The sequence below is a fragment of the Exiguobacterium sp. s28 genome, from assembly GCF_018618135.1.
Lineage (GTDB): Bacteria > Bacillota > Bacilli > Exiguobacteriales > Exiguobacteriaceae > Exiguobacterium > Exiguobacterium mexicanum_A.
The window spans coordinates 202,042-214,384 of sequence record NZ_JACSLL010000001.1 but is presented as its reverse complement, the minus strand read 5'-3'; the positions used below and the strand labels follow the sequence as shown (position 1 = coordinate 214,384).

Below are 12,343 nucleotides of genomic sequence, written 5' to 3'. Positions count from 1 at the left end.
TCGTTTTTTCGGTCTTGAGACGGATGCGGAAGACTTCACCAAACACGTATGGTAGAAGAAAGGAGTGATTCATTTTGAATTATATGAAACCATTAGTGGCGTTGACGATCGGTTCGGTCGTCGCGACAAGCATGATTCCAAAAGTAAACGCAGAAGCCATCGTCGATGATACGATTGTCACACTCGGAGAGTCGTTATCGGCGAGCCAACGGGACTGGGTGCTCGAACGGGTCGAGGCACCGGCGGGGATTGAGCCGATCATCACGACCGCAGCCGATGAAGATAAATACTTAGGGGATGCCGTCCCGCAAGCGCAGCGCGGCGGGGGGATGTATTCATCAGCCCGCATTAAACTGACCGACGGGACCGGGCTCGATATCAAAACGGAGAATGTCACATGGGTGACCGAAGATATGTATGCGAATGCTCTCGTGACGGCAGGCGTCACGGATGCCGATATTTATATCACGTCGCCGATTCGCGTCACCGGGACGTCGGCTTTGACGGGCATCATGAAAGCCTATGATCAGACGGCCGCGGAGACGGGCATTCAATTGAGCGAGGAACGGAAAGACTTGGCGCAAGAAGAGCTCGCGGTCACCTCTGAGATCGGGAAGACGGTCGGGCAAGAGGACGTGGCCGGACTCATGAACGAGATCAAAGCGGAAATTGCGAACAAGGCACCGGAGACGAACATCGAGATTCGCGATATCGTCATCCAAGTGTTGAATCAAAACAACGTCCAACTGTCTGATACGCAGTTGACGCAATTGACGACGTTGTTCGAGAACATGCAACAGGCGAACCTCGACTGGGGTGCAATCAGCAATGGGTTACAAGGGGCCGGTCAAGACGTTCAGGCGTTTCTCGAGACGGAGGAAGTCCAAGGCTTCTTCGCCCGTTTGTTCGAAGCGCTCAGCAACTTCTTCAAGTCGTTGACGAATTGAACGGGCTTTGAGTACATGACAAATGGTATTGAAAAAAGGGCCTCGGCCCTTTTTCAATACCATCTTTTATGGATATAGTCGCGAGCAGACTCGTGGTCGTCCACAATCTTCAACGTGATGCGGTTCATCTCTTCTAAAAGGTCTGTCAATACCGCTTCGAGCTTGGCATCACTCACGTCATGGTGGCGCATCGTCTCTTGTACGATGTGTTTGATTTGGTCGTGATAATCATGGTCACCTTTCACTTGCTGTCTCCAAGACACGGCCCATCCCTCCTTTTTTATTTTATTCCCTCGGAAAAGGTATTGCGAAACAACGAAATGACTGTTATCATCATAAAAGTGTGAGCTACCAATTATTCATGCGCGAATTCTTGACATCTTAATCCTATTGGTGTTAAGATGACATAGTGATTAAATACAACAAAGCAGAAGCGCCCGCTTCTCACCTCGTCCGAACAGCTTCGGTCAGGTCCATCATGTACGTGAAGCAGTTGAGCCTTGGTCTCTGCTGACTCCGAAATGATGTGTGGGCGGGAAACTGCCGACGCTTTTTTTATTGCCATGTTGTCTTATCAATCTAAAACTCGTGCAATCGCACGATGGAGGTGCTAACCATTAGCAAAGAGCTCTTTATCAACGAAAACATTCGTGCCCGTGAAGTTCGCTTAATTGGAGCGGACGGTGCACAACTCGGTGTGCAATCGCGTAATGAAGCATTACGTTTAGCAGAAGAGGCTGAACTCGATCTCGTCTTGGTCGCCGATAAAGCTAACCCACCGGTCGCTAAAATCATGGACTATGGGAAATACCGTTTCGAACTCCAGAAAAAAGAGAAAGAAGCGCGTAAAAACCAAAAAGTCATCCAATTGAAAGAAGTACGCCTCAGCCCGACAATCGAGGAAAACGATTTCCAAACGAAATTGCGTAACGCTCGCAAATTCCTTGAAAATGGAAACAAAGTGAAAGCGTCGATCCGTTTCCGCGGACGCGCCATCACACACTCGGAAATCGGCCGACGCGTTATGGAAAAATTGGCGGCGGAATGTGCCGACTTGGCAACAGTTGAGCAAAAGCCGAAGATGGAAGGACGCAGCATGTTCTTAGTGCTGGCTCCGAAGAAAGAAGATTAATCATCGAGTCATAGTGGGGAGGAAATACTCATGCCGAAAATGAAATCGCACCGTGGTGCTTCTAAACGTTTCAAACGTACTGCATCAGGTAAACTCAAGCGTTCACACGCTTACACAAGTCACTTGTTTGGTAACAAATCGACTAAAGCGAAACGTAAGCTCCGTAAAGGTGCTATCGTATCAGCTGGAGACTTCAAACGCATTCGCAACATGATCGCGAAGTAATACAGAAAGAATTTAGGAGGGAAACCATATGCCACGCGTAAAAGGCGGTTATACGACTCGTCAACGTCGTAAAAAGCAAATCAAGCTTGCCAAAGGTTATTTTGGCTCGAAACACATTCTATTTAAAGTAGCAAAACAACAAGTCATGAAGTCACTCATGTACGCTTACCGTGACCGTCGTCAAAAGAAACGTGATTTCCGTCGTCTTTGGATCACACGTATCAATGCGGCAGCACGCACAAACGGCCTCTCATACAGCCGTATGATGCACGGCCTCAAGCTCGCAGGGATCGACATCAACCGTAAGATGCTTGCTGAGCTTGCTGTGACAGATGCACAAGCATTCGCGTCACTTGCTGATACAGCTAAATCAAAATTGAACGCGTAATCGTTCAATCGACAGCGCCGAGACCTTATCTCGGCGCTTTCTTTTTTCAGATTTTTTCCTTAAACTTAAGATAAGGAGGACGTCCCATGGATCAATCAGTCTTAGCCATCGTCGCATTGGCGCTCATCGTCTTGAACGTCTACACCTATTTGCAGGCGAAACGTTACACGCTCGGAGAAGGTGATTTCAACGTCTTGTACGCGTACGCAGGCGGTGCGATCGGTGCTCTGTTCGGACTTCATTTGACGCGTAAAAAGGCGGTTCATGCCCCAAAACGTGTTCAAATACAAGTATTGATTTTGGCAGTCGGCTGGTCTTTAATGATTTTAGTACTGCTTTGAATGGAGAATAGGAGGAGCAACCGGTGAACTGGACAACATTGTTTGATCGGCAGCGTGAATTAGATGAGCGGATCAAAGAAGAACATCAATTATCCGGGAACCAATTTGATGAGCGTTTGCTTGCTTTGCTCGTCGAGCTTGGTGAACTCGCCAATGAGACCCGTAGTTTTAAATTTTGGTCAACGAAGGGCCCGTCGCCTCAAGACGTGATCTTAGAAGAGTATGTCGACGGCATTCATTTCTTATTGTCGCTCGGACTTGCCCTCGGGTATGAACGTGATTCGTTCCCGGCAGGTAGCTCGTATCTTGACGCGACTGACGCTTTTTTAGACGTGTTCCGCAAAGTGACGAACTTTGGTTTGTCGAAGACGGAACCGATGTACGAGACGCTGATGGCGGCTTATCTCGAACTTGGCTATACGCTCGGGATCAATGAAGAGTTGATGGTGATGGCGTATATGGCGAAAAATGAAAAGAACCATGAGCGACAAAATCAAGGTTACTAATCAAAAATCGAAGGAGCGATGCCCCATGAACGAATCATTACATATGTTGAAACGCTTGACGGATGCCACAGGTGTCCCTGGAAATGAAGGTGAAGTCCGCTCACTCATGCGTGAGTATTTAGAACCTCACGTCGAAACGTTCGAACAGGATGGGCTAGGCAGTCTGTTTGGTCGAGTGACGGGCGATGCGGAAGGTCCGCGTGTCATGATTGCCGGTCATATGGACGAAGTCGGGTTCATGGTCACGCGCGTTGAAGAGGGCGGTTTCCTCCGCTTCCAAGCACTCGGCGGCTGGTGGAACCAAGTTCTCCTCGCACAGCGCATGGACGTCGTCACACGCTCGGGAGAGAAAATCCCAGGCGTCATCGGTGCCAAACCACCTCACGTCCTTCCGGTCGAGGCACGCAAGAAGCCGGTTGAAATCAAAGACATGTTCCTTGATATCGGTGCAACGTCGAAAGAACAAGTGGCCGAGTGGGGCATCCGTCCGGGCGATACGGTCGTCCCGCATTGTGAGTTCACGGTCATGAAGAACGAAGATTTCTTGATGGCGAAAGCATGGGATAACCGAATCGGTTGTGCCATCGCGATCGAGGCGGCGAAACGTTTGAAGAACGAACAAGTACCAGGTGTCGTCTACACAGGAGCGACGGTCCAAGAAGAAGTCGGGTTGCGTGGTGCCGTCACGGCCGCCAACTTGGTCAAACCAGACGTCGCCATCGCCGTCGATACAGGCATTCCTGGAGATACGCCAGGAATGACACCGGCAGAAGGATTGTCGAAACTCGGGGAAGGGGTCCAAGTCATCTTCTTTGATGCGACGACCGTCACGAACCCACGCCTCATCGATTTGATTGTCGACGTGGCCAAAGAGAACGACATCAAGTACCAATTGGATTTGACGCCGGGCGGCGGGACAGACGCAGGTCGGTTCCATTTGTCTGGAGTCGGGATGCCGGCCGTCGCTCTCACGGTGCCGGTCCGTTATTTGCATACGAATGTCTCGATCATTCACAAAGCAGATTATGAAGCAGCCGTCGATTTGGTCGTAGCGCTCACGAAACGACTCGACCACGAAACGGTTCAATGGTTGAAAGAGGGATAATATGACGAAAATCACGTCTACGAAAAGTGAGACGATCAAACGCTTAAAGCGTTTGATGACGAAAAAAGGCAGACAAGAGTCCGGACAATTTTTGGTCGAAGGCGAGCATTTGGTCGACGAGGCCATCCGTGCCGGACGTCTCGTCCAGCTGATCATGGGGGAGTCGTATACCCCGAAAGGATCATGGCGCCTTGATGAGATGCCTGTCCTCGAACTATCCGACCATGTGGCTGACTTATTGTCAGAGACAGAGAAAACGCAAGGTGTGTTCGCCGTCGTCAAGATGGCCCCGGTCGAACGGAAGATGAAGCACGTCCTCGTCCTCGACCGGATTCAAGACCCAGGTAACCTCGGGACGATGATTCGTACGGCCGATGCGGCCGGATTTGACACGGTCCTCCTCGGCAAAGGGACGGTCGACCCGTTCAACGCCAAGGTCGTCCGGGCGACGCAAGGTTCGTTGTTCCACGTGAACGTGCGCTCGGTCGATTTGCTCGAGACGCTACCAGAACTGAAGAGCGAAGGCTTCCATGTGTATGGGACCGCACTCGCGAAAGCGACATCTTACGAACAAGTTGACTTCAAGGACAAAGTCGCGCTCGTCATCGGCAATGAGGCGCAAGGCGTCCACAACGACGTACTTGATTTATGTGACACGCGCGTTCATATCCCGGTTCTCGGCGATGCCGAATCATTGAACGCGGCTGTTGCGGCGGGCATCCTCATGTACCGGATCGCATTACAATAATCTTGTCAGCACTGAAAAATCGTGATAGGTTTATAACATCGAACAACATACCGAATAGACGTTGAAAGAGCATAGTACGCGAACTACCGAACGAGTACAGGGAGCATGGGCCGAGACTGCGAGCCGATGCCTTGGTCGGCGCCGAATTCACTCTCGAGTCGTGTTGGAGACAACACCGGGGTAGCATCCCGATATCGATGCTCTCAAGTGGGCCGATTTCGGCCAAGTAGGGTGGTACCGCGATTATTCGTCCCTTCAGTCATCGACTGGAGGGACTTTTTTTGTAGAGGAGGAAATAAGGATGAAAGAACAGTTAGAACAATTACAGCAAGAGGCATTGCATGAGATTCAGGCGGCTTCGTCGCAAAAAGAATTGAACGATGTCCGCATCAAATATTTAGGGAAGAAAGGTCCGATGACCGAGGTGCTTCGTGGGATGGGAAAACTGTCTCCTGAAGAACGTCCGGTCGTCGGAGAGTTGGTCAACACGGTTCGGACGACGATCCAAGACACGTTAGAGGCGCGGATCGAGGAAGTGAAGGCGGTCGAACTTGAAGCGAAACTCGCGGCTGAGACAATCGACGTCACACTACCGGGTCGGACGGCGCTGCCGGGCCATACCCATTTACTTCAACAAATCGTCGATGAGATGGAAGACTTGTTCGTCGGGCTCGGCTATACAATCGCCGAAGGCCCGGAAGTCGAGACAGACCTGTACAACTTTGAGATGCTCAACTTGCCGAAAGACCATCCGGCACGTGATATGCAAGACTCGTTCTATATCACGGATGAGACGCTTCTCCGGACACACACGTCACCAGTTCAGGCCCGGACGATGCTCCAAGCCGACGGGAAACCGATTCGAATCATCTGCCCGGGGAAAGTGTACCGCCGCGACGAAGACGACGCGACACACTCACACCAGTTCATGCAAATCGAGGGGCTTGTCGTCGATGAGCACATCTCGATGGCTGATTTGAAAGGCACACTCGAAGTGTTCGTCAAGCAATTGTTCGGTGAGACGCGTGAAATTCGTCTTCGCCCGAGCTTCTTCCCGTTCACGGAACCATCAGTCGAAGTTGATATCTCTTGCTTCAAATGCGGAGGCAAAGGCTGCAACGTCTGTAAGGGAACAGGCTGGATCGAGATTCTCGGAGGCGGCATGGTCCATCCACGCGTTCTCGAGATGGCTGGCTATGACGCCACGAAGATGTCTGGATTCGCATTCGGGATCGGCGTCGAACGGATGGCGATGTTAAAACATGGAGTAGACGATATCCGTCACTTCTATACAAACGATCTACGTTTCATCGAGCAATTCTAAGGGGGAACACATATGTTATTATCGAAAAAATGGTTGAATCAATATATTGATGTATCAGACTTGAGCGGGCAAGAACTCGGAGACTTGATCACGAAGAACGGAATCGAAGTCGAGAGCGTCATCAGCCGCGCTGAAGGATTGTCAGGACTCGTCGTCGGTCACGTCCTCTCGTGCGAGAAACATCCCGAAGCGGACAAGTTGAACGTAACGACGGTCGATATCGGTGCGGACAGCCCGGTGCAAATCGTCTGCGGCGCACCGAACGTCGCGACCGGACAGCACGTCATCGTGGCGACGGTCGGAGCTCGTCTCCCAGGACTCAAAATTAAGAAAGCGAAACTGCGTGGTGTCGAGTCACAAGGCATGATCTGCTCACTCGAGGAACTCGGTTTTGAGAAGAAGCAGATTCGTGAAGATGAACAGGACGGCATCCATACGTTCCGTGAATCGGTCGAGGTCGGTGCGGACGTCATCAGCTTACTCGACCTTGACGACGAAGTGATCGAGCTCGGGTTGACACCGAACCGCTCGGATTGCTTGAGCCTATACGGAATCATCCATGAAGTTGCGGCCATTCTCGAGCGTCCTTACACGCTTCCGTCGGCAGATGTGACGACTGAAGCACCAAACGCGGTCAGTGTCCGTCTTGAGACAGACAACTGTCCGTACTACGCGACACGTCGCGTCGATGGTGTCACAATCGGAGATTCGCCACAATGGCTGAAGAACGTCTTGATTGCCGAAGGTGTCCGGCCGATCAACAACGTCGTCGATGTGACGAACTATGTCATGCTCGAGCTCGGCCAGCCGCTACATGCGTTCGATACGGCAAAACTCGGGACGACGATTGCTGTCCGTCAAGCGCATGACGGCGAAGAAATCGTTACGCTCGATGACGTGACGCGCACGCTCGATGCCTCGATGATGGTCATCACGGACGGTGAACATCCTGTCGCCATTGCCGGCGTCATGGGCGGTGCGAACACAGAAGTCGATGCGACGACGTCGAGTATCATCCTCGAGTCGGCCTACTTCGCACCGGCATCGGTCCGGAAGACGAGCCGTACGCTCGGATTGCGTTCGGATTCGAGTGCCCGCTTTGAAAAAGGAGTCGACCCGGAACGGTTGCAACTGGCCCTCGACCGTGCCGCCGAGCTCATCGTCGAAGTGAGCGGTGGCACGATCAGCGACATCGTCGTCGCTGGGGACAAAGCTTCAGCGGCCCGGACGATCGATGTCTCGGTCGCCTATATCAACCATCGCCTCGGGATGGACCTCGAACAAGCGACGATCGTCCGCATCTTGGAGCGACTCGGTCTCGACGTGACCGGAGACGAGACGTTGACGGTCCACGTACCGTCACGCCGGCCGGACTTGGAACTACCGGCCGACATCACGGAAGAAGTGGCGCGCCTCTATGGGTATGACAGTCTGCCGTCGACACTCCCGGCGTCGCGTTCAAAAGGGTACCTCCCACAAGAGAACGTGTTACGTCGCCGAGTTCGTCGTGTCCTTCAAGGGACAGGATTGTCGCAAGCGATCACGTACTCGCTCACGAGCGTCGGACACGCCGCACGCTTCAGTGGGGAAGGCTCGGACAAAGTTAACTTGGCGATGCCGATGAGCGAAGAGCGCTCAGTGCTCCGGACCTCACTCGTCCCAGGTCTCCTCGAAGCGGCGCGATACAACACGTCACGCCAACAAGCGAACGTGCGCTTGTATGAAACAGGGCGCGTCTACGTGGAAGAAGGCGAGACGTTACCACGCGAAACGGAACGTGTCGCCGGTGTATTGACGGGGCTTTGGTACGACCATCGCTCGCAAGGCACACGTGTCCCGGTCGACTATTTTGTCGCCAAAGGCATCGTCGATACGCTGTTGCATGCACTTCGCATCGACGCGACGTATGAGGCGGCGACGATTGCGGATATGCATCCGGGCCGGACTGCGAACGTCCTCGTGGACGGACGTGTCATCGGCTATGTCGGACAAGTCCATCCGGGCGTGTCAAAAGAAGCGTACGGTTTGAAAGAAGTGTACGTATTCGAGCTCGACTTGGATGTGTTGCATCAGACGGCACAACTCGTCTACGAAGACGTGCCACGTTTCCCATCGATTTCACGCGACTTGGCACTCGTCTTGAAGCGGGATATCCCGGCGGGTCAAGTCGAAGCAACGATTAAACAGGCTGCCGGACCGCTCTTGATCGACCTCGCCTTGTTCGATGTCTATGTCGGAGAGAACGTAGGAGACGATGAAAAATCAATCGCCTTCTCGCTCAAATATCAAGACCCGACGCGGACGCTTCAAGATGAAGAAGTGACGGCGTCGTATGAAGCAATCCTTGCAGCCGTTCAAGCGGCCCACGGCGCAGAAGTTCGCGCCTAACCTAAAAAAGGTGTCCACCACGTGTGGACACCTTTTTTGAGTTTACTGGACCTCGAGAGCCAAGTCGCCGAACTTCGTCCAACCGACGAGGCATGTCACTTTATACAACAGGAGCGTGATGACGGCCGGGAGGACGACACCCGTTCCGACGAAGATGAGGAACGCGTCCATTCCTTGCGAGGCAAGGATGTTGAGCGGGGCGATCAACGAGTTGAGGCCGAGCCCTGCGATCTCGTATGGGACCTCGAGCGAGAAGACGAGCGTCGCGATCGGAGCGCTGATCATCGCTGCGATAAATGGTGGCATGACGACGCGAGGATTTTTGACGACGTTCGGGAACTGCACTTTCGGTGTGACGAAGAACGAGGCGACCAAACCGCCCGGATCCGTTTGACGATACGCCATGAGGGTGAAGCCGACGAACTGGGCCGTACATCCGATCAACGCGGCGGCGCTGGCGACCGGGTCGAGCTGGAGCGCGATGGCGAGTGCGGCCGATGAAGCAGGCGACATGAGCATGACGCTAAACACGAGCGCGATGACGAGCGATGTCGCGATTGGAGACGTATTGACCGATGCGGTGATGCTCGCACTGATCGAGTTGATGAGCGGTGTCGTGACGGCGGCTGCCCCGACCCCGACGATCCCGCCGCCTAGGACGGCTGTGACCGGGACGACCATCATGTCGAACTTCGTCTTGCCAAGAACACGTTTACCAAGCCAAACTGCAGCCGCGGCAGCGATTAAAGCACTGATCGGTTGACCAGGTACGAGCACGAGCCCGCTCTCGGTCGGTTGGAGCGCCGCACCACCGACGGTTGCCGCAATCATCGCACTGAACAAAACGAGGGTATTGCCGCCGAGCTGGTAGGCGACACCGGCACCGAGTGCCGGGGCGAGCAACGATTTCGCGACTTGCCCGATCAAGACGAGTGTCTCGATTCCGGCCATCTTCCCAATCGTTTCAATCAAGAGTCCGACCCCGAGCGTGACGAGGACGGCGCTTGCCATTCCTGCTGATATTTTGATCATCCGATCCATTGCGTACTGTTTCACTTCCATCATCTCCTCTATGTGTATCGTTCCAATAAAAAAACCTATCCAGATTGGATAGGCGCGTCGGTCAAACCATGAGCGCCTCGTCCGAAACCATCGAAACAAGGGCCCAAAAATTCGTCTCGGTCATCGAGTCGATTTTCAGTCCCTCAGTCGAATAATAATCAGTAGGCCGTGTTGTGCATGGGTTTTCATCAGTGCCAGCTCCTCCGTTTGTTAAGATTTGTCTAAGAGTAACACGATATTTTTCAATAATCAATATTTTCTGAAAATTTATTTGAAAAAAATTGAAAACCGCTCAAAAAGAAAGACGGCCCCGTGCAGGACCGTCTTTCTTTAAGATGTGCTGGCGGCGAGTGAGCCGACTTGTTGATCGATGAACGCCATCGAGATCGAATTGAAGTGATCGGGTTGGTCGACGTTGACGACGTGACCCGAGTCCGAGACGACCTGGACGCGAGCCGTCGGTTGATGTTTCGCGGTCCGTTCGACAGCTTCAAGGAACATGTAGTCCTCATCACCCATAATATAGAGAATCGGTACGTTCGTCTCGATTGATGAGAAGTGACGAAGCAACGGATTCATATTCTCGGTCATCTTGAACCAGCGGATGAACTCGCGCTGGCATAGGTTGGCTGCGTCGCGGACGAACATCATCCGTGATTTTTTATGACGTTTTTTCGGTAACAAGATCCACGCGAACAACTGATACAGCCACATGTACGGCACGAAGCTCTGCACGAGACTGCCAAGTCGAATCAACAACGTCGAGCGGACGTTGAACTTGACGATGGCCCCACCGAGCACGACGGAAGCGATTCGTTCCGGATGGTGCTCGAACATCGCCTGGATGACGATTGTCCCGAGCGACAGGCCGACCATATGTCCTTTTTCAATCTTCAAATGATCCATGACTTCGACGACGTCTTCGACGACGACGTCGAGCGTATATGCGTTCAGCGGTTGGTTCAACGACTGTTCTTCGTTGTACGAGCCGCCGTGTCCACGGAGATCGAGCAAGAGCACGTTATATTTTTTTTTGAACGGCCGAATTTGACGATACCAATGCGACAGACTTCCACCGGCGCCATGGATGAAGATGACCCAAGGATGGTCGTCGCTTAAAGTGTACGTTTTATAATGCAACATGAACGCTATCCTCCAAAAATTTTTAAGTTCATTAAACCCTAAAATTAATATACCATATCTTCGAAGTGAGGACTATCGTTTCAGCTCACTCAAACGGATCGCTTTCTTCGTGTTGGCGAAGTGGACTTTCGCCACTTCGTTTAAACGTTCTTGACCGTAACGGATGATCAACTCGGCAGCGACTTGATCGACTTTGGCACCGGCCCCTTTCGGTAACGTGACCCCGAGTGTCGCGCTTAACTTGTCCATTTCTTTTAAGAACAAGGCCCGGGCGAGAATCGAGGCAGCGGCCACGGCGACGTGCAGTCCTTCCGCTTTCGTCGAGAAATAGACGTCGTCTTTGACGACCGCCTTTTCAGATCGCAAATGGTTGTAATAGACGTTCTTTTCAGCGAACTGATCGATTAAAATCGCGTCCGGTGTCGCATCGAGCTTCTGTAATAAGGCCGACAAGGCGGCATTATGAGCGATGGCCGTCATTTTACCTTGTGTCATCGTTCGCTGCATCTTATTATACGCCGGATTGTGCAGCGTCGCTTTCTGATAGGTGATGGTAACATGTAAATCTTTGGCGATGCGGACGATCTCTGTATCGGACAACAGTTTTGAGTCTTTGACCCCGAGCTCTTTGACAAGGTCGATTTTCTCTTTCGGCACATAGGCGGCGACGACGACGAGCGGTCCGAAATAATCTCCTTTTCCGACTTCATCGCTCCCGATGACAGACCAGTCCGAAAAGCCTTCCGGTAGAACGGTTTTAGGCACACTTGGTTCTTTCTTTATACTCGTTCCCCATTTTGCGGCCTCGCTGTCGGCATCGCGTCCTTGGAACATGACTTTACCCGAATTGTAGACCGTAATCACACACTGAGGTGTTTTGGCACTGAATCGTGCATGGGGCGGTGGATTGACCGCGTGGGCCCGATAACTCGCGATAAGTTCTTCTTGGGCCGCGGTCGACAATTTGATGACTTGATTGCCCAACGTGAGCACTTCCTTTCTAACTCTAGCAAATCAATCTTACATTTTTTTTA

General features: G+C 52.4%; 14 protein-coding genes. 10 read left to right on the top strand and 4 right to left on the bottom strand.

The features are described 5' to 3' along the window. The first annotated feature begins 83 nt into the window (after positions 1 to 83). A complete protein-coding gene (locus KNP78_RS01135) occupies positions 84 to 947 on the top strand; it encodes a DUF1002 domain-containing protein (RefSeq protein ID WP_034779979.1) in 864 nt (287 codons plus the stop codon). Positions 948 to 1,000: 53 nt separating this feature from the next. Here the strand turns inward: KNP78_RS01135 and KNP78_RS01130 are convergent, their stop codons facing one another. After that, on the bottom strand, positions 1,001 to 1,210 hold the full coding sequence (locus tag KNP78_RS01130) for a hypothetical protein (protein WP_034778198.1): 210 nt from the start codon (positions 1,208 to 1,210) through the stop codon (positions 1,001 to 1,003). 338 nt (positions 1,211 to 1,548) lie between these two features. Here KNP78_RS01130 and infC point away from each other — a divergent pair, with 338 nt between their 5' ends. From infC to pheT, 9 genes are all read left to right on the top strand, one after another. Beyond that, a complete protein-coding gene (gene infC, locus KNP78_RS01125) occupies positions 1,549 to 2,079 on the top strand; it encodes a translation initiation factor IF-3 (protein ID WP_021065640.1) in 531 nt (176 codons plus the stop codon). Between the two features lie 30 nt (positions 2,080 to 2,109). Next, entirely contained in the window at positions 2,110 to 2,304 is a 195-nt protein-coding gene (gene rpmI / locus KNP78_RS01120) for a 50S ribosomal protein L35 (RefSeq protein ID WP_021065641.1), read from the top strand. Between the two features lie 28 nt (positions 2,305 to 2,332). Further along, a complete protein-coding gene (gene rplT / locus KNP78_RS01115; protein WP_021065642.1) occupies positions 2,333 to 2,692 on the top strand; it encodes a 50S ribosomal protein L20 in 360 nt (119 codons plus the stop codon). Positions 2,693 to 2,778: 86 nt separating this feature from the next. After that, entirely contained in the window at positions 2,779 to 3,033 is a 255-nt protein-coding gene (locus KNP78_RS01110) for a hypothetical protein (protein WP_034778195.1), read from the top strand. Between the two features lie 23 nt (positions 3,034 to 3,056). After that, positions 3,057 to 3,539, top strand: coding sequence for a dUTP diphosphatase (locus KNP78_RS01105; protein WP_029595195.1), 483 nt, complete (start codon positions 3,057 to 3,059; stop codon positions 3,537 to 3,539). A gap of 25 nt (positions 3,540 to 3,564) precedes the next feature. Next, positions 3,565 to 4,644, top strand: a complete 1,080-nt coding sequence (locus tag KNP78_RS01100) for a M42 family metallopeptidase (protein WP_214797279.1) — start codon at positions 3,565 to 3,567, stop codon at positions 4,642 to 4,644. A gap of 1 nt (position 4,645) precedes the next feature. Continuing rightward, the gene (locus tag KNP78_RS01095; protein WP_034778188.1) at positions 4,646 to 5,392 is read left to right on the top strand and encodes a TrmH family RNA methyltransferase; all 747 of its coding nucleotides are present in this window, start codon (positions 4,646 to 4,648) and stop codon (positions 5,390 to 5,392) included. A gap of 301 nt (positions 5,393 to 5,693) precedes the next feature. Continuing rightward, entirely contained in the window at positions 5,694 to 6,716 is a 1,023-nt protein-coding gene (pheS, locus tag KNP78_RS01090) for a phenylalanine--tRNA ligase subunit alpha (protein ID WP_034778187.1), read from the top strand. Positions 6,717 to 6,728: 12 nt separating this feature from the next. Further along, positions 6,729 to 9,104, top strand: a complete 2,376-nt coding sequence (gene pheT, locus KNP78_RS01085; RefSeq protein ID WP_214823146.1) for a phenylalanine--tRNA ligase subunit beta — start codon at positions 6,729 to 6,731, stop codon at positions 9,102 to 9,104. A 42-nt stretch (positions 9,105 to 9,146) separates the two neighbouring features. Here the strand turns inward: pheT and KNP78_RS01080 are convergent, their stop codons facing one another. From KNP78_RS01080 to rnhC, 3 genes are all read right to left on the bottom strand, one after another. Next, the gene (locus KNP78_RS01080) at positions 9,147 to 10,169 is read right to left on the bottom strand and encodes a PTS sugar transporter subunit IIC (RefSeq protein ID WP_214823145.1); all 1,023 of its coding nucleotides are present in this window, start codon (positions 10,167 to 10,169) and stop codon (positions 9,147 to 9,149) included. Between the two features lie 327 nt (positions 10,170 to 10,496). Beyond that, positions 10,497 to 11,309, bottom strand: coding sequence for an alpha/beta fold hydrolase (locus KNP78_RS01075; protein WP_138859206.1), 813 nt, complete (start codon positions 11,307 to 11,309; stop codon positions 10,497 to 10,499). 72 nt (positions 11,310 to 11,381) lie between these two features. Next, positions 11,382 to 12,293, bottom strand: a complete 912-nt coding sequence (rnhC, locus tag KNP78_RS01070; RefSeq protein ID WP_214823144.1) for a ribonuclease HIII — start codon at positions 12,291 to 12,293, stop codon at positions 11,382 to 11,384. Positions 12,294 to 12,343: the final 50 nt, after the last annotated feature.